Source organism: Micromonospora sp. NPDC005305 (assembly GCF_040607315.1).
GTDB lineage: Bacteria > Actinomycetota > Actinomycetes > Mycobacteriales > Micromonosporaceae > Micromonospora.
This window is the reverse complement of the sequence record NZ_JBEXGL010000001.1, coordinates 280,083-297,504: the sequence shown is the minus strand read 5'-3', so window position 1 is coordinate 297,504 and position 17,422 is coordinate 280,083. Positions and strand designations below refer to the sequence as shown.

Here is a 17,422-nt window from a genome sequence, read left to right as displayed (position 1 = left end):
CCTCGCACTCAGGCGTCGAGGACGGCCCGGCCCAGCGGGGTCAGCGTGTGCAGGACCGTGTTGCGTTCGCGGTGGCTGACCAGCAGCCCGGCGTTGCGGAGCACGCTGGTGTGCTGGCTGGCCGCGGCGGCCGAGATGCGCAGCCGGCGGGCGACCTCGCCGGTGGTGCAGCCCTCGTCGGCGGCTTCCAGCACGGCCGCCCGGGTCCGGCCCAGCAGGGCGGCCAGCGCCTCCCGCTGCGCGGCGTCGGCGTCCCCGCCCGCCTCCGGCATGAGGCCGCCGAGCCGGTCGACGGGATAGACCAGCACCGGTGGCAGGCTCGGGTCGAGGAGGGCGACCGGGGTGCGCGCGCAGAAGAACGAGGGGACGAGCAGCAGCCCCCGGCCGTCGAGATGCAGCTCGCGGCTGTCCGGGTAGTCGAGGACCTCGAGCACCCCGTCGGCCCAGCGCATGCTCGGCCGCAGGCTGGTCAGCAGCCCCTCGGCGCCGCCGTCGAGCATGGCCCGGGCGCGGCGGGCCCGGTCCGCCTCCACGGCCGCCTGGATCCGCGACCAGTACGGCGTGACGGCCAGCGACTGGTACCGGACCATCGAGTCGGTCAGGTGGGTCAGCACCTCGGGCTCGCCGCGGGCCAGGGCGCTCGCCGACGCCGGCGGCGCGTTCTCCTCGGCGAGGCGGGTGAGGTCGCGGCGGAGCAGGTCGGCCGGGGTGCCGCGGACCGCCTCCAGCCCGGCGTCCAGGCCGTCCTTGCTGGCGTACGGGGTGAGGAAGTCGGGGAAGTAGCCGCGGGGCGGGTTGAGCGCGAGCAGCAGGCGGTAGCGTTCGGCGGTGGTGTCCGTCCGCAGCCCGCGGGCCACGGTGCGTCGCCACTCGGTCAGGAGCGGGTCACGCCCGCGCCCTCGGAGCAGGTGCAGGCTGAGGACCAGTTCCCAGACCGGGTCCGCGGCAGGGGCCACCCTGGTCCGGAGGATGTCCTCGCGGGAGAAAATGACCTTCAGCATGGAGCTCTCCCGGGCGGACAGAGAGAGTGCCCGCCACGTGGAGCACTGTACCCGCCGGTACTTATCTCCATCTTTAAGCGTGGGATGAAAAACCTCGACGGTGCCCGGCCGGGTTGGCAGACTTCCTCTTGCCCACCCAGCCGGGGCACGGCATCGCCGAACCGGCTGTCGGTCAGCGGGCGCGCCGGCCGGCCGGACGGCACCACGAGGGTCTGCGGCTCTTCTCCGTAGAGGTGTCGTCCGGCGACCGCTCAGCCGACCCAGAGCGCCACCCGGTGGTCCTCGTCGGTGACGTACCAGCAGCGCCCGTCCAGCTCGGCCAGCCCCTCCACGTGGTGGAACGGCGCCAGCTCGGCCACCAGCTTCCCCGCCACCCGGGCGTCCGGGCCGACGTCGTGCCGGAACCGGACGTGCCGCGAGGTCACCGGGCCGCCGTGCGGGTGGTCGTCCAGCAGCACCGAGCCCTTGCCGACCGCGTCGATCGAGCCGATCACCGCCGCGTAGCCGCCGTCCGGCGTCGGCGCGACGGCCCGGAAGCCGGTCAGCGCGCCCGCCGGGGTCACCCCGGTCAGCGCGTACGCCCCGACGGCGCGCGGCCACCGCTCCGGCCGGGCGGGCTCGGCGCCACCGCCGGCGGCGAACATGTCGGCCACACCGGCCAGCTCGACGAGGATCGGCTCGCCCTCGGCGGTCACCGGGAAACGCAGCCCGAGCAGCACCGTCCCGGCCGGGGTGAAGGCCGCCCCCTCGACGTTGACGGGCAGGTCGTCCTCGGCGAGCCGGCTCACCCAGCTCTTGGCCCGGGCGGCGCCCCGGTCCAGGGTCTCCACGATGAACCGCTGCCGGACCCGCTCCCCCGCCGGCAGCGGGGTCAGCGGCGCGGCGGCGAGCGCGTCGTTGATCGCCCGGTGCAGCCGGAACCGGTTGCGCACCACGTGCAGCGGCAGCGTCCCGCGGGCGGCGTCGCCCTCCCGGAACCGGGCCACGAACGCCCGGCGGGGGCGCAGCGGGCCGGCCTTCGAGCCGAAGTGCGAACCGAAGACGTACACCCAGCCGTCGTGGTGGGCGAGCGCCTCGCCGTCCTCGGTGCGGCCGTTCTCCCGGCCGGCGTCGGCGGCCACGTGGTGCGCCACCCACTCGCCGTCGGCACGTTCGAGCAGCAGCGCCAGGCACCGTTCCACCGGTCCCTCGTCGAGGACGGTCCAGAAGCCCCGGCGGGCGCCATGGGCGCGTAGCAGCGCCGGGGAGCGGACGGGCAGCAGGTCGCTGGCCTCGTTGCCGGCCACCACGAACTCGACGAGTCGGAGGGTCACCGGGCCAGGGTACGGAGGGCGCGCCCGTACAGTGGCGGGGTGCCGGACACCGAGACGTACGCCGACCTGCACGCCGACGCCACCGCCGTGCTGAGCCGCTGGGCGGCGACCAGCCCGGCGGCCGCCGCGAACCGGGACCGGACGCTGGCGCTGCTGGCGGCCGGGCCGGTGGCGATGAGCCGGGCGCACCGGCCCGGGCACCTCACCGCCAGCGCGCTGGTGCTGGACGCGACGGGCGCCCGGGTGCTGCTCTGCCTGCATGGCAGGTTCCGCAAGTGGGTGCAGCTCGGCGGGCACTGCGAGCCCGGCGACCGGACCCTGGCGGCGGCCGCGCTGCGCGAGGCCACCGAGGAGTCCGGGATCGCCGGCCTGGTGATCGACCCGGAACCGATCGACGTGGACATCCACCCCGTGGCCTGCCAGGGCGGCTCGCTGCACTACGACGTCCGGTTCGCCGTGCTGGCGCCCGCCGGGGCGACCGGGCAGGTCAGCGCCGAGTCCGAGGCGCTGGGCTGGTTCCCGCCGGACCGGCTGCCCGAGCCACTGGCCGACGGGACCGTCCAGCTGGTGGCGCCGGGGCTGGCGGCGCTGGCCCGGCGGGCCGCCGGCTGACCCGGCGCCCGGTCAGACCAGCCCCTCCTCGCCGCGCTCCTTGAGCTCGTCGACCACCTTCTTCACGTCCTGCGCGCGGTCGCGCGGGCAGACCAGCAGGGCGTCCGGGGTGTCCACCACGATCAGGTCGTGGACGCCGATCGCGGCCACCAGCCGGCCGGACTGCGGCACCACGACCAGGCCGCTGGTGTCCCGCAGCAGCACGCCGGGCTTGGCGTCGCCGCCCAGCACCACGTTGCCGGCGGCGTCCGCGGGGAGCACCTCACCGAGGGTGTGGAAGTCGCCGACGTCGTTCCAGCCGAAGTCACCCGGGACGGTCGCCACCCGGCCGGCGGTCGCCGCGCCCTCCATCACCGCGTAGTCGACGGAGATCTTCGGCAGGGTCGGCCAGACCGTGCCGAGGACGTCGTCCTGCTCCGGGGTGCCCCACGCCGCCGCGATCGCGGTGATCCCCGCGTGCAGGGCCGGCTGCTGCCGGGCCAGCTCGGTCAGGAAGACGTCCACCCGCCAGACGAACATGCTGGCGTTCCACAGGTGCCGGCCGGAACGCACGTAGCTCTCGGCCACGTCGGCGGCCGGCTTCTCCTTGAACTCGATCACCGGGCGCAGCGGGCCGTCGCCCACCGGCTCGCCGGTCTCCAGGTAGCCGTAGCCCGTCTCGGGCCGGGTCGGGGTGATGCCCACCGTCATGAGCGAACCCTGCTCGGCGCCGCGGATCGCCTGCCGGACCACCTCGGCCCAGCGCGCCGGGTCACCGATGAGGTGGTCGGCGGCGAAGGAGCCCATCACCGCCTCCGGGTCACGCTCGGCGATCACCGCGGCGGCCAACGCGATCGCGGCGCAGGAATCCCGTGGCGAGGGCTCGACCAGGATGTTCTCCTCCGGCACGCCCGCCAGTTGCCGCGCCACCGCCGCGACGTGCGCGGCGCCCGTGACCACCAGCGTGCGGTCCGGCGTGGTCAGCGACGACAGCCGGTCGACCGTCGCCTGGAGCAGCGAGGCCGGCGTGCCGGTCAGCGGGTGGAGGAACTTGGGGTGGCCGGCACGGGACAGCGGCCACAACCTCGTGCCACTGCCACCCGCCGGGATGACGGCGTAGAACATCAGCACATCATGCCCGAATCGCCGTGCTACGGGCCCCCGGTCGGGCGTACCCGCAGGCGACACTCAGGAACGCGCCCGGCTCCACGCGGCGATGTGCACCTCCGCGCTGGACTCCCAGGTGAACTCCTTGGCCCGGTCGAAACCGGCCTTGGCCAGGGAGAGCCGGCGCTGCTCGTCGTCGAGCAGGGCGGTCAGATCGGTGGCGATTTGATCCGGGTCCTCGCTGGTGTAGGCCACGGCGTCGCCGCCCACCTCGGGCAGGGAGAGCCGCGGGGTGGTGAGCACCGGCGCGGCGCACGCCATCGCCTCCAGGATCGGCAGGCCGAAACCCTCCCCGTAGGACGGGTAGGCGGCGACCAGCGCGCCACCGAGGAAGCCGGGCAGGTCGCCGTAGCGCAGGTAGCCCGGGCGCAGCAGCCGCAGGTGCGACGGCACCTCGGCCACCGCGCGGTCGATGTCGTCGTCGTGCCCCTGACCGCCGGCGATGACCAGCGCGGGCGGGTCCTCCCGGTCGGCCACCGCGCGGGCCCAGCCGCGGATCAGGTTGGGCACGTTCTTGCGCGGCTCCTTGGCGCCGAGGAACGCCACGTAGCTGCTGCCGCCCAGGCCGAGGCGGGCCCGGACCCGCGCCTTCTCCTCGTCGCTCGGGGCGTGGAAGGCGGCCTGGTCGACGCCGTGGTAGGCCACGTCGATCCGGGTCGGGTCGGCGTCCAGCAGGCGGATCAGCTCGTCGCGGGTGGCCTTGCTCGGCACGATCACCCGGTCGGCGCGGCGCAGCGAGGTCTTGATCGCGCTGCGGAAGAAGGTGCGGCGCGACTTGTCGTAGTGCTCCGGCTCGGTGAAGAAGGTCGCGTCGTGCACGGTGACCGTGACCGGGCAGCCGGCCCGCAGCGGGCACGTGTAGAACGGCGAGTGCAGCACCTCGGCGCCCACCTGCTGGGCCAGCAGCGGCAGGCCGGTCTGCTCCCAGGCGAGCCGGGCCGGCCGGTGGGCGACGGCCGCCGGGGCGGGGATCACCTCGGCGCCGGGCAGCATGCGGCTGTAGCGCTCCAGATCGGTGCGGAGGCTCACCACGGCCAGGTCGACGCCGGAGCCGCAGACCCGGCCGAGGGCACCGAGCAGGCCGTCGACGTATCTACCGACGCCGCCACGGTCGGCGGGGACACTCGTGGCGTCGATGAGCACGCGGGGCGGGCGACCGGCGGTCACGGGGCGACTCCTCAGGCTGGCGCGTCTGTGGGGAACAACACTGTCGGCAAGCCTACGCCGGGCCGGGTGCCCGACGCTGACTGCGACCCGACGGTACGCCGACTTGCCGTTGTCATCGAGTACGCGTACCGGGCGCGTATCGTTCGCGCCGATGGCCGACAACATTGCCCGGGTGTTCGCCGACGCGATCGCGACCGACCCCGCCCGCCCGCTGCTGACCTGGTACGACGACGCCACCGGGGAGCGCACCGAACTCTCCGGCGCGACGCTGGCGAACTGGGTGGCCAAGACGGCCAACCTGCTCGTCGACGAGATCGCCCTCGCCCCCGGCGACACGGCCGCGGTGCTGCTGCCGCCGCACTGGCAGACCGCCGCCGTGCTGCTCGGCTGCTGGTCGGCGAAGGTGACCGTGGCCGAGGCCCCGGGCGACGTGGACGTGCTCTTCGCCGCCGCCGGCCGGGTCGACGAGGCGGGCGACTGGCCGGCCGGCGAGTGCTACGCGCTGGCCCTGGACCCGTTCGCGCTGCCGATGCGGGAGGTGCCGGCCGGCTTCGCCGACTTCGTCTCGGCGGTACGCGGGCACGGGGACCACTTCACCCCGTACCCCGACAGTGGCGAGGGGGACGCGGCGCTGCTGGCCCGCGCGGAGGCCCGGGCCGCGGAACTCTGCCTCACCCCCGGCGACCGGCTCCTGGTAGACGTGACCCGGCACCCCGACCCGGTCGACTGGCTGCTGGCGCCGCTCACGGCCGGCGCCACCCTGGTGGCCTGCGCCAACCTGGACCCGGCCCGCCTGGACTCCCGCACCGCGACGGAGAAGGTCACCCGGGCCCTCGCCTGACCGGGGTCAGGCCGGGGTCGGGTGGTCCGACCCCGCGCGGCGCTGGGCGAAGGCGGCGAAGGCGGTCAGCGACTCCGGGTTGGCCAGGGCGCCCTTGGCCGCGGCGTGGTCCACCGGGGTGCCGGTGAGGATCTTCTTGACCGGCACCTCCAGCTTCTTGGCCGACAGGGTGCGCGGCACCGCCCGGACCTGGTGGATCTCGTCGGGGACGTGCCGCGGCGACAGCGCGGTCCGCAGCTCCCGGCAGACCTTCTTCCGCAGCGCGTCGTCCAGCTCCAGGCCCTCGGCGAGCACCACGAAGAGCAGCAGCTCGCCGGCCCCGCCCTCGTCGTCCTCCAGGTGCACCACGACCGAGTCGACCACCTCGTCGAGCCCCTCGACCACCGAGTAGAACTCGGCCGTGCCGAGCCGGACGCCGCCCCGGTTGAGGGTGGCGTCGGAGCGGCCGGTGATCACGCAGCCGCCGCGCTCGTTGACGGTGATCCAGTCGCCGTGCCGCCAGACGCCCGGGTAGACCTCGAAGTACGCCTCCCGGTAGCGGGAGCCGTCGGTGTCGTTCCAGAAGCCCACCGGCATGCTCGGCATCGGCTCCGTGATCACCAGCTCGCCGAGCTGGCCGATCACCGGCGTGCCGTCGGCCGAGCGGGCCTCCACCTTCGCGCCGAGCGCCCGGCAGGTGATCTCCCCGGCGTGCACCGGCAGCAGCGGCACGCCGCCGACGAAGCCGGTGCAGACGTCCGTGCCGCCGGAGAGCGACTGGAGCTGGAGGCGGTCGCCGACGGTCTCGTAGACCCAGGTGAAGCCCTCGGCGGGCAGCGGGGCGCCGGTCGAGCCGACCCCGCGCAGCGCGGACAGGTCGGCGATCTCCTTCGGCACCAGCCCGGCCTTGCGGCAGGCCAGCAGGAACGGCGCCGACGTGCCGAAGTAGGTGGTGCCGGTCTCCGCCACCAGCCGCCAGAGCGCGCCGAGGTCGGGGTGGCCCGGGTTGCCGTCGAACAGCACGATCGTCGCGCCCACCGCCGGCCCGGAGACCAGGAAGTTCCACATCATCCAGCCGGTGGTGGTGAACCAGAAGAACCGGTCGGCCGGGCCCAGGTCGTGGTGCAGGGCCAGCATCTTCAGGTGCTCCAGCAGGATGCCGCCGTGACCGTGCACGATCGGCTTGGGCAGGCCGGTGGTGCCGGAGGAGTAGAGCACGTAGAGCGGGTGGTCCACGGGCACCGGGGTGAAGGCCAGCGGCTCGTCGGTCTCCGCCGCCAGCTCCGACCAGGCGAGCGCGCCCTCCGGCGGCGTGCCGGCCACGTCGAGGTACGGGACGGCGACGGTGTGCCGCAGGGACGGCAGGGCGGCCCGGATCGCGGCCACCTCGGCGCGCCGGTCGACCGGCTTGTCGCCGTAGCGGTAGCCGTCGACCGCCACGAGCACCGTCGGCTCGATCTGCTGCCAGCGGTCGGTGACGCTGCGGGTGCCGAACTCGGGCGCGCAGGAGGAGAAGATCGCGCCCAGGCTGGCGGTGGCGAGCAGCAGGACGTAGGTCTCCGGGATGTTCGGCGCGTACGCCGCCACCCGGTCGCCCTCCCCCACGCCGAGCCGGCGCAGGCCGGCCGCCACCCGGCGGACCTGCTCACGCAGCTGCGCGGCGGTGAGCGTCTCCGGCGCGCGGGTCTGCCCGTGCGCGATCACCACCGGGTCGTCGTCGCCCCGGCCGGGCATCCGCAGCACGTTCTCGGCGTAGTTGAGGGTGGCGCCGGGGAACCACCGGGTGCCCGGCATGGTCCGGTCGGTGAGCGTGGCGGTGGGCGGGGTGTGCGCGATCACCTCGAAGTAGTCCCAGATCGACCGCCAGAAGGCGTCCAGGTCGGTCACCGACCACTGCCACAGCGCGTCGTAGTCGGCGAACTCCAGCCCCCGGTGCTCGGCCAGCCAGCGCAGGTAGTCGCCGATCCGGGACCGCTCACGCACGTCGGCCGGCGGCGTCCACAGCACGTCACCCACTGTTCCACCCTCCCTGAGGCCCGTCACGACACTGTGCATGGGCCGTGGCGCCATCTTGCCCTACCTCGCGAGGCCATTCTCCGCACCGGGTGCCGGTCACGGGGCGTGGCCGGCCCACACGCCCGGGCCCTGTGGTGTGTGGGCCGGCGTCCCTCAGCCGGCGCGGTGGGCCTGGATCGCCCGGCGGCGGGCCAGCCGGTGGGCCCGGCGGATCTCCGCCTCCCGGCAGCGCCGCTCGTCCTCCGCCGTCTCCGGCAGCACCGGCCGGACCGGCCGCGGCGCGCCGCCCACGTCCACCCCCACGAAGACCAGGTACGCCGTGGCGACCCGGACCGGCTCGTCCTCGGCCGAGTCCCAGCGCTCGGCGACCACCTTCACCCCGACCTCCATGGAGGTGTTGCCGGTCCAGTTGACCTGGGCGTGCGCGTGCACCAGATCACCCACCCGGACCGGCTCGGAGAAGACGATCTCGTCGATCGAGGCGGTCACCGCGGTGCCGCCGCTGTGCCGGGCCGCCGCCGCACCGGCCACGTCGTCGACGAACTTCATCAGTACCCCACCGTGAACGGTCCCGTACAGATTGACATCGACAGCGGTCATGATGCGACTCAGCGTGACGCGCGAGTACGAGGTCGGCTTGCCCGGAGGGGCGGCGGGGTGATCTGTCATGCCGGAAACGGTACGGTGCGCGGATGCGACATCTCTGGAGCTTCCTCGCCGGGTTGGTGGTGGCGCCCGTCACCTGGGTGCTCGTCACGCTCGGTCAGGACGGATCTGGGCGCACCGTGCACCGCTGGGTGGAGATCGGTACGTACAGCACGCCCAACCTGATCGAGCCGGCCGTGTACCTGGGCGTCGCCGGCATCCTGCTCGGCCTGCTAGGCACGCTGCGCTTCTCGCCGCTCGGCCCGGCCGTGGCCGGGCTGCTGCTCGTGGTCCCGTACCTCGGGCTGTTCGTCGCGCCCTTCACCGTCCGGGACCGGATCCCCGAGGACTGGAAGATGCTCGGGGACCCGCTGCCGCTGCGCCAGCCGCTGGAGAACGGCACGCTGTTCCTCATCGGCGTGCTGCTGCTGATGGCCGTGTTCAGCGGCCAGCGGTGGCGGCAGCGGCCGGGCGGACCGGCCGAGGCGGAGCTGACCCCGGCCGGCAAGCCCGTCGAGCACAACACCTCGCTCGGCGACTGGCCACCGGGGGACCCGACGAAGGACCCGACGAAGGACGGCGACACGGCCCCGCTCACGCTGGCCTATCCCGACACCCCCACCGAACCCCTGCCCCGCCGCACCGGCGGCGAGTCGCCGTGGTCCGCGCCCCCGCGCGGGACCACCCGACCGGAGGGCACCACCGAGATCCGTTGACGACCGCGGGCGGGCCGGTCACCCGGCCCGCCCGCCCGATCGTCACCCGTTCGGGTCAGCCCTTGAGCAGCTGGCGCGCCATGACGATGCGCTGCACCTGGTTGGTGCCCTCGTAGATCTGGGTGATCTTCGCGTCCCGCATCATCCGCTCGACCGGGTAGTCCCGGGTGTAGCCGTAGCCGCCGAGCAGCTGCACCGCGTCGGTCGTGATCTCCATGGCGGCGTCCGAGGCGAAGCACTTGGCCGCCGCGCCGAAGTAGGTCAGGTCGGCGTCGCCCCGCTCCGACTTGCCGGCGGCCGTGTAGGTGAGCTGCCGGGCCGCCTCCAGCTTCATGCCCATGTCGGCGACCATGAACTGGATGCCCTGGAAGTCGGCGACCGGCTTGCCGAACTGCTTGCGCTCCTGGATGTAGCCCTTGGCGTAGTCCAGCGCGCCCTGCGCGATGCCGACCGCCTGCGCGGCGATGGTGACCCGGGTGTGGTCCAGGGTCCGCATCGCGGTGGCGAAGCCGGTGCCCTCGGCGCCGATCATGCGGTCCGCCGGGATCCGGACGTTGTCGAGGTAGACCTCGCGGGTCGGCGAGCCCTTGATGCCGAGCTTCTTCTCCGGCGCGCCGAAGCTCACCCCGGCGTCGGCCTTCTCCACCACGAAGGCCGAGATGCCCTTCGAGCGGGCTGTGGGATCTGTCACAGCGAAGACCGTGTAGAACTCCGAGACGCCCGCGTTGGTGATCCACCGCTTCACGCCGTTGAGCACCCAGTGGTCGCCGTCCCGGACCGCCCTGGTGGTCATCGAGGCGGCGTCGCTGCCCGCCTCCGGCTCGGAGAGGCAGTAGGAGAACATCGCGTCGCCGGCCGCCACCGGCGTCAGGTACTTCCGCTTCAGCTCCTCGGAGCCGGCCAGGATCAGCGGCATGGTGCCCAGCTTGTTCACGGCCGGGATCAGGGAGGACGAGGCGCAGGCCCGGGCCACCTCCTCGATCACGATGGCGGTGGCCAGGGCGTCCGCGCCGGCGCCGCCGTACTCGACCGGGATGTGCGGGGCGTGGAAGTCGGCGGCCCGCAGCGCGTCGTAGGACGCCTTCGGGAACTCACCCGTCTCATCCGCCTCAGCGGCGTGCGGAGCGACCTTCGCCGCACAGACCTCCCGGACCGCCTCGCGGATGGCCTCGTGCTCCTCCGGCAACCGGTAGACGTCGAACGACTGATCTGCGGGCATGTCGGCCCTCCCCTTTCACAGCTATCATGCGCAGTCTGTGGCGCCTGGAAGGCTGCCGACTGCCGCAGACTGAAGGATAGCCACCAGGGTTCAGCCGGACCCTACCGGCGGGTAGGCTCGCGCACGAGGTAGGGCGACGGGCCACAACTACCCTTACACACAAGACGACAGCATTCCCCCGGTGCCGGCCCTGGCGCCCAGCCCGAACGCGACGCAAGGAAGCGCCGCCAGTGCGAGCGGAGAAAACAGGCGTGACGATCCCGTACCCGAACACCCAGCCGATGCCCGCCATCGCCGCGGTGACGCCGCCCTCCGGCGCGGCCCGACCCCGGGTGACCTTCCTGGGCACCGGCTACCTCGGCGCCACGTACGCCATCTGCTACGCGGAGCTGGGCTACGAGGTGCTCGGCTTCGACGTCGACGCGGAGAAGATCGCGAAGCTGAACGCCGGCGAGGTGCCGATCCACGAGCCCGGCCTGGACGAGCTGCTCCGCCGCAACCTGGCGGCCGGCCGGCTCCGCTTCAGCACCGACATCCAGGAGACCGCCGACTTCGGCGACGTGCACTTCATCTGCGTCGGCACCCCCCAGCGGGCCGACGGGATGGGCGCCGACCTGTCGTACGTCGAGGCGTCGGTGACCAGCCTCGCCCAGCACCTCTCCCGCAAGGCGCTGATCGTCGGCAAGTCCACCGTGCCGGTGGGCACCGCCGAGTGGGTGGAGCAGCTCGTCGGCAAGCACACCCCGGCCGACCTGGGCGTCGAGGTGGCCTGGAGCCCCGAGTTCCTCCAGGAGGGCTTCGCCGTCGACGACGTGCTGCGGCCCAACCGGATCGTCGTCGGGGTCAAGAGCGAGTGGGCCAACGGCATGCTCTACGCCGCCCACAAGGGCGTCTTCGACCTGGCCGCCACCGAGGACCGCGAGGTGCCGCTGGTGGTCACCGACTTCGCCACCGCGGAGCTGGTCAAGGTCGCCGCGAACGCCTTCCTGGCCACCAAGATCTCCTTCATCAACGCGATGGCCGAGGTCTGCGAGGCCGCCGGCGGCGACGTCACCCAGCTCGCCCGCTCGATCGGCTACGACCCCCGGATCGGCAACCGCTTCCTCCAGGCCGGCCTCGGCTTCGGCGGCGCCTGCCTGCCCAAGGACATCCGGGCCTTCCAGGCCCGCGCCCAGGAGCTCGGCGCCGGCGAGGCGCTGCGCTTCCTGCACGAGGTGGACCTGATCAACCTGCGTCGGCGGACCCGGGTGATCCAGCTCGCCGCCGACCTGCTCGGCCGCCGCTCCGGCCCGGCCGGCCCGGACCTCTCCGGCACCCGGATCGCCGTGCTCGGCGCCACCTTCAAGCCGAACACCGACGACGTCCGGGACGCCCCGGCCCTCGCGGTCGCCGCGCTGCTCGGCAAGGCCGGCGCCGACGTGCACGTGTTCGACCCGCAGGGCGTGGAGAACGCCCGCCGGGCCGTGCCCGAGCTGACCTACGAGGCGACCATGAACGACGCCGTCCAGGGCGCCGACCTGGTCTGCGTCCTCACCGAGTGGGCCGAGTTCCGCAACGCCGACCCGGTCGCCCTGGGCGAGCTGGCCAAGGGCCGCAAGGTGGTCGACGGCCGCAACTGCCTGGACTCCACACTGTGGACGCAGGCCGGTTGGGAGTACCGGGGCATGGGCCGGCCCTGACGCCATGAACCGTCGGCCGGCCGGCCGGGGATCCGTTCCCCGGCCGGCCGGCTCTTTTTGTTGTCCGGAACGCGCCGGCAACGGTCGAAATCCGGGCCCGGTCAAGGCATGCTGCGACTGGGAGGTTCACCGCGCGGGGGCCGACCGGACGGGAGAGTGTCGTGCAGACCTTCAGGTGCGCCTCGTGCGGGCGGGAGATCAAGCCCGCCGTCGCCTGCCCGCACTGCGGCGCCGACCAGCCACAGTGGGCCGAGCACCTGGCCGAGATCGAGCGCTCGATCGCCGAGATGAAGGCCCGCGACGCCGAGATCGCCCGCGAGCAACGGCAGATCGCCGCCAAGATGCAGGCCGCCCTCTTCCAGCGGGACATCCTGGCGCACGCCGGCGAGGAGCGGACCAAGCAGGCGACCCGGCCCCGCCGCGTGCTGCGCCGCCGGCCCGGCCGCCGCCCGCCGACCGCCACCACCGGCGCGCCGCCCCGCGTGCCCCGCCAGGGCACCCCGCCGACCGGACCGGACGACCTTCCCCCGTCGCCGCCGCGCGGCCGCCCACAGTGGCTCGACGCGGACAACCCGGAGCACCCACCGGAGGCTTCCTCGCGGGAGGTGCAGAACATCCCCCTCGGGCTCGGCGCGCTGCTGCTCGGCGTCGCGGCGGTGGTCTTCGCCGCCGTGGCCACCAGCTCGATGGACGCGCTGGCCCGGCTCGGCGTGCTGCTGGTCGCCACGGTGCTCATGCTGCTGGCCCCGCCGGTGGTGGCCCGGCGCGGGCTCACCTCGACCGCCGAGACGATCGCCGCCGTGGGCCTGCTGCTGCTGCCGCTGGCCGGGTACGCGCTGTGGGCCGTCGACCGGGTCGGCGGCGGCACCTCCGGCCCCGCCTTCTCCGGGTCGATCTTCCTGGTCACCACCGTGGTCGCGTTCGGGTACGCGTACTGGACCGGGCTGCGGGCGCCCCGCTTCGCCACCGTGCTGGCCGCCCAGCCGGTGCTGCCGCTGCTGGCGTACGAGCGGATCACCGGGCCGGCCGGCTGGGCGCTGGTGCTCACCGTGGTGGCGGTGGCCGACCTCGCGCTGGCCCGCTCCGCGGTGGTGCTCGAACGCCCCGTCCGGCGTGACCTGCCGGCCCCACCGCCGGAGCCCACCGCACCCCGGCAGCGCGCCGCCGACGCCCGGCCCGAGTCGGCCCCCGAGGAGGCCGGCGAGGTGCTCGGCGGGGAGCCGCCCGCCGGCGCGGAGCCGGTCCCGCCGGCCCGTCCGGTGCCCTGGCTGCGCGAGCTGACCTGGCTGCTGCACGGGGCGGCGGTCGCCGTCGCCCTGGCGTACGCGGTCACCGCCCTGCTGCGCGCCGCCACCGTGCCGGCCGCCGCCGGGGCGGGAGTCGTCCTGCTGCTCGCCGCGCTGGTCGGGCTCGCCGGCACGCTGGTGCTGCGCCGGCCACCGCTGCCGGACGTGGGCGCCGGCATCGTCACCCTCGCGGTGATCGGCGCGCTGGGCCGGGTCGCCTCGGTCGCCTTCCCCGGCCGGTCACTGCTGCTCATCGCCGCGGTCATCGCGCTCACCGGGATCGCCGTCCGGGGCGTACCGGAGGCGGCCCGGCGGGGTCCGCAGCTCGCCTCGGCGGTGGCGCTCACGGTCAGCGGCCTGGTGGTGGCCGGCGGCGCACTGCGCGCCGGGCTGGCCCCGGTCCGCGCCGCGCTGCCCGCCTGGTCGGCGGAGCTGAGCGACTGGCACGCCGAGCTGGCGGCGGCGGTCGGCCCGACCGGCTGGCAGCTCGCCGCCAGCGCCCTGCTGCTCACCGTCGCCGCCGTGCTGGCCCTGCCGGCGGAGATCCGGCGCGAGTTCGCGGTGGTCGGCGCCGCGCTGACCGCCCTCGCCGTGCCGGCCTCGCTCGGGCTGGGCTGGGCGACCGCCTGCTGGCCGATGCTGCTGACCGCGGTGGCCATCGGCGTGCTCGGGCTCACCGCCGGCACCGAGCGCGCCGCGGTGGCCCACTCGGTGACCGCCGCCGGGCTGGGGCTGATCGGGGCTGGCGCCGCGCTGGCCCGGCCCGCGCTGACCGCCGCCGCGCTGACCCTGCTGTTCCTGGCCGGCGCGCTGGTTTCGCTGGCGCCCCGGGTCCGGATCGCCGCGGCCGCCGCGGACACCGTCTGCGCGTGGGCGGCCGGCGGGGCGGCGTTCGCGCTGCCCGGCGCGGTGGCGGCGTTCGTCGCCGCCACGGTGCCGACGCCGCCGGCCCCCACTCCGGCGAACCTGCGCGAGATCACCGTTCCGATCCTCGCGGCGAGCTTCCTCGGCGTGTGCGTCACGCTCGGCTACGCCGCTCTCGTCCAGGTCGCCCAGCGGCATCTCACCATGCCGCACGCGCTCGGCACCGTGCTGGGCGCGGTGGCGGTCGCGGCGGCCGCGTTCGGCGCTCCCGGCGCCACCACCGCCGACGCCTGGTTGGGTGGGCTGCTGCTGGTCGCCGCCGCGTTGCTGGCGCTCGCCCCCCGGATCGACGCCGGCCGCCGCGCCGACCTGTCGCTCGACGGGTCCGACCTGGCCCTCGCCGCCACCACGGTGGCGCTCATCGCCACCCTGGTGCGCATCGCGGCCGTGCTGGCCCCCGGCGGCCAGCTCGTGGTGGCCGCCGCGCTCGTGACGGTGGTCGCCGTCGCCGCACGGGCCCTGCCGGAGGAGTGGCGGCGCGGCCCCGTCCTCGGCATCGCGGCCGGGGGCGCGCTGATCGGCCTGATCGCCGCGTGGAGCGCGCTGCGCGGTGGCGTCGGGGTGCTGGCCACCCCGGGCCCGATCTGGGCCGGCGACCTGAGCGGCTGGCCGGCCGCGCCGACCGGCGGGTCCACCTGGCAGGCGCCGGTCGCGCTGGCGCTGCTGGCCGTGGCCGCCGGCATCCTGCTGCCGCCGCCCTGGAGGTACGACGTCTCCGGCGCGGCCGCCGTGCTGGCCACCATCGGCGCGCCGGCCGCGTTCGACCTGCCCTGGTGGTCGCCGGTGGTGGTGGGCGCCATGGTCGCCACGGTCTTCGGGATGGCGGCGGTTGCCGCGGCCGATCCGCGCGCGGCGCTGTCCCGGGCCACGGTGGCGGGGGTCGTCGCCCTGCACGCCGCCGGCGCCGGCCTGGTCCGCCCGTGGACCACGGCGCTGGCACTCGGCAGCATCGCGCTGATCGGGATCACGGTGGCCGCCCTGGCCCGGGCCCTCGCGCCGGCGCTCGTGGAGGACGTCCGCACGGAGGGGATGCCGGGACACCTGGTGCAGGTGGGCGGCGCGGCGGCCGGCGCCGCCCTGCTCGCGCTGCCCGGGGCGGTGGCCGCCCTGGCCGCCGAGTACGGCCGGCCCCCGCAGGTGGTGCTCACCGCCGCGCTGGCCGCGTCCAGCATCGGCCTGGCCGCGGTGGCCGCGGTCCGCCGGCAGGTCCCGCAGTACCTCCCCTACGCGAGCGTGGCCGTGGTGGGCGGCGCGACGGTCAGCGCGGCCGCCGCCGTGATCACCCACCTTCCCGCCGGGGTGTACGCCGCCGCGGCGGCGCTGCTCGGCGTGCTCGCCGAGCTGATCCGGGCCGCCACCGTGCCGCCGGTCGGCTCGGCCCAGCCGATCCGCCGCTGGTCGGTGCTGCTGAACGGGGCGCTGCGCCGCGCGCCGGACGACCCGGCCGAGCGGCGCTGGCGGGTGAGCCCGGCGGCCGGTGCGCTCGCCGCGGCGGCGCTGCCCACCGCCCTGGCCCTGGCCACGCTGGCGCCGGCGCTGGTGGTGGCGCTGATCGAGCCCCTCCAGGTGGTGTCCCGGGTCTGGCAGGGCCCCCCGCCGGGGCTGCTCACCCCGCCACCCGAGGCGGTGGACCCGACGCACGTGCTCACCGCGCTCCTGCTCACCGCGACGGCGGCGCTCGCCGCGGTCGGGTTCAGCGGCGGCCGGCGGTCCCGGGCCGTGCCGGTGGTCCTGCCCGGGGCGGCGCTCACATTGCTGATCACCCCGGTCGCGCTCGGCCGCGGCTGGCCCGTCACCGCGATGGCCGGGCTGGCCGTCTTCACCGTCTCGATGCTGGGGCTGGCGCTCACCCCGCCGCCCGCGCTGGCCGAGCCGGCCCGGTCGATCCGGGTCGCCCGGGTGCTGGTGTTCGCCATCGGGCTGGCCGCCGGGAACGCCGGGCTCTCCGGGAGCCTCGCCACCCGGGAGCTGACCCTGTTCACGCTGGGCGGGGCGGTGGGCGTGGGCACGGTCGCCGCCCTCTTCGGCACCACCCAGCGGGCCCGCATCCTCGGCTGGCTCTTCGCCTCGCTGATGGCCCAGCTCTTCGTGCTCACGCTCGGCCTGGTGGCCGGGCTCGCCGCGGTCTGGTCCGCGTTCGGGGTGCTGGCCGTCGGGGCGGCGCTCCAGGTCTTCGCCGCCGCCCTGCCCCGGCTGCGCCGGCCGGAGGCGTACCGGGAGGCGGCCACCGTGGAGTGGAGCGGCCACGCCGCGGCGCTCATCGCGCTGGCCCTGGCGTACGACTCGCCCCGGCACATCGCCGCGCTGCTGGCCGCCTGGGGCGCCGTCCTCGGGATGGCGGCCAGCCGCCCGGGCCGGCGGCCGGCGGAACGGAACCTGCTGATCTGGGGCGTGGTGATCTGCGAGATCAGCGCCTGGTGGATCCTCATGCGGACCGCCGACGTGGCGCTGCCCGAGGCCTACACCCTCCCGTTCGCGCTGCTCGCCCTGCTGGTCGGGGTGGTGCAACTGCGGCACCGGCCCGACCTGTCGAGCTGGGTGGCGTACGGGCCGGCGCTGGTCGCCGCGTTCCTGCCGACGCTCGCGATCGTGCTGGCGACCGAGTCCAGCATGCTGCGTCAGGTGCTGCTGCTGCTCGGTGCCGTCGCCGTGCTGATCTTCGGTTCGACGAGCCAGCAGCAGGCGCCGGTGATCGTGGGCGCCGCGGTCACCGCGATCGCCGCCGTGCACGCGCTGGTCAGCCTCGGCCCGTGGCTCGTGCTGATCCCGGTCGGCTTCATCCTGCTGGTGCTCGGCGCGAGCAACGAGCGGCGCCGCCGCGCCCAGGAACGCCTCCAGACGGCCCTCCGCGGCATGCGGTGAAACCGGAGGGGTGGGC

Annotated in this window: 12 protein-coding genes; 5 read left to right on the top strand and 7 right to left on the bottom strand. The window is 75.2% G+C overall.

The genetic code is table 11. From position 1 onward, the window contains the following. Nucleotides 1–8 precede the first annotated feature (8 nt). Complete coding sequence (locus ABZS80_RS01410) at nt 9–1,001, bottom strand: winged helix-turn-helix domain-containing protein (RefSeq protein ID WP_355053895.1); 993 nt, start codon at nt 999–1,001, stop codon at nt 9–11. Between the two features lie 251 nt (nt 1,002–1,252). Continuing rightward, nucleotides 1,253–2,314 (bottom strand): hypothetical protein, encoded by a 1,062-nt coding sequence (locus ABZS80_RS01405; RefSeq protein WP_355053894.1) that lies wholly within the window; start codon nt 2,312–2,314, stop codon nt 1,253–1,255. A gap of 39 nt (nt 2,315–2,353) precedes the next feature. Here ABZS80_RS01405 and ABZS80_RS01400 point away from each other — a divergent pair, with 39 nt between their 5' ends. Then, nucleotides 2,354–2,926 (top strand): NUDIX domain-containing protein, encoded by a 573-nt coding sequence (locus ABZS80_RS01400; protein WP_355053893.1) that lies wholly within the window; start codon nt 2,354–2,356, stop codon nt 2,924–2,926. 12 nt (nt 2,927–2,938) lie between these two features. On the opposite strand, the gene ABZS80_RS01395 is transcribed toward ABZS80_RS01400, so the two are convergent. Together ABZS80_RS01395 and ABZS80_RS01390 are read right to left on the bottom strand one after the other, a co-directional pair. After that, nucleotides 2,939–4,030, bottom strand: coding sequence for a sugar phosphate nucleotidyltransferase (locus ABZS80_RS01395; protein WP_355053892.1), 1,092 nt, complete (start codon nt 4,028–4,030; stop codon nt 2,939–2,941). A gap of 63 nt (nt 4,031–4,093) precedes the next feature. After that, nucleotides 4,094–5,239 carry a glycosyltransferase family 1 protein gene (locus tag ABZS80_RS01390; RefSeq protein ID WP_355053891.1) on the bottom strand — a complete coding sequence of 382 codons (1,146 nt, stop codon included), beginning with the start codon at nt 5,237–5,239 and terminating at the stop codon, nt 4,094–4,096. Between the two features lie 151 nt (nt 5,240–5,390). Here ABZS80_RS01390 and ABZS80_RS01385 point away from each other — a divergent pair, with 151 nt between their 5' ends. Next, complete coding sequence (locus ABZS80_RS01385) at nt 5,391–6,080, top strand: TIGR03089 family protein (protein ID WP_355053890.1); 690 nt, start codon at nt 5,391–5,393, stop codon at nt 6,078–6,080. A 6-nt stretch (nt 6,081–6,086) separates the two neighbouring features. Here the strand turns inward: ABZS80_RS01385 and ABZS80_RS01380 are convergent, their stop codons facing one another. Together ABZS80_RS01380 and ABZS80_RS01375 are read right to left on the bottom strand one after the other, a co-directional pair. Continuing rightward, nucleotides 6,087–8,075, bottom strand: coding sequence for an acetoacetate--CoA ligase (locus tag ABZS80_RS01380; RefSeq protein ID WP_355053889.1), 1,989 nt, complete (start codon nt 8,073–8,075; stop codon nt 6,087–6,089). Nucleotides 8,076–8,228: 153 nt separating this feature from the next. Beyond that, nucleotides 8,229–8,744, bottom strand: coding sequence for an acyl-CoA thioesterase (locus tag ABZS80_RS01375; protein WP_355053888.1), 516 nt, complete (start codon nt 8,742–8,744; stop codon nt 8,229–8,231). Nucleotides 8,745–8,767: 23 nt separating this feature from the next. On the opposite strand from ABZS80_RS01375, the gene ABZS80_RS01370 reads away from it, so the two are divergent. After that, nucleotides 8,768–9,436 (top strand): hypothetical protein, encoded by a 669-nt coding sequence (locus tag ABZS80_RS01370; RefSeq protein WP_355053887.1) that lies wholly within the window; start codon nt 8,768–8,770, stop codon nt 9,434–9,436. Nucleotides 9,437–9,491: 55 nt separating this feature from the next. Here the strand turns inward: ABZS80_RS01370 and ABZS80_RS01365 are convergent, their stop codons facing one another. Further along, complete coding sequence (locus tag ABZS80_RS01365; RefSeq protein ID WP_151465745.1) at nt 9,492–10,655, bottom strand: acyl-CoA dehydrogenase family protein; 1,164 nt, start codon at nt 10,653–10,655, stop codon at nt 9,492–9,494. Nucleotides 10,656–10,906: 251 nt separating this feature from the next. On the opposite strand from ABZS80_RS01365, the gene ABZS80_RS01360 reads away from it, so the two are divergent. Together ABZS80_RS01360 and ABZS80_RS01355 are read left to right on the top strand one after the other, a co-directional pair. Beyond that, nucleotides 10,907–12,334 carry a UDP-glucose/GDP-mannose dehydrogenase family protein gene (locus ABZS80_RS01360; protein WP_355053886.1) on the top strand — a complete coding sequence of 476 codons (1,428 nt, stop codon included), beginning with the start codon at nt 10,907–10,909 and terminating at the stop codon, nt 12,332–12,334. A 161-nt stretch (nt 12,335–12,495) separates the two neighbouring features. After that, the gene (locus ABZS80_RS01355; protein ID WP_355053885.1) at nt 12,496–17,406 is read left to right on the top strand and encodes a permease; all 4,911 of its coding nucleotides are present in this window, start codon (nt 12,496–12,498) and stop codon (nt 17,404–17,406) included. Nucleotides 17,407–17,422 lie beyond the last annotated feature (16 nt).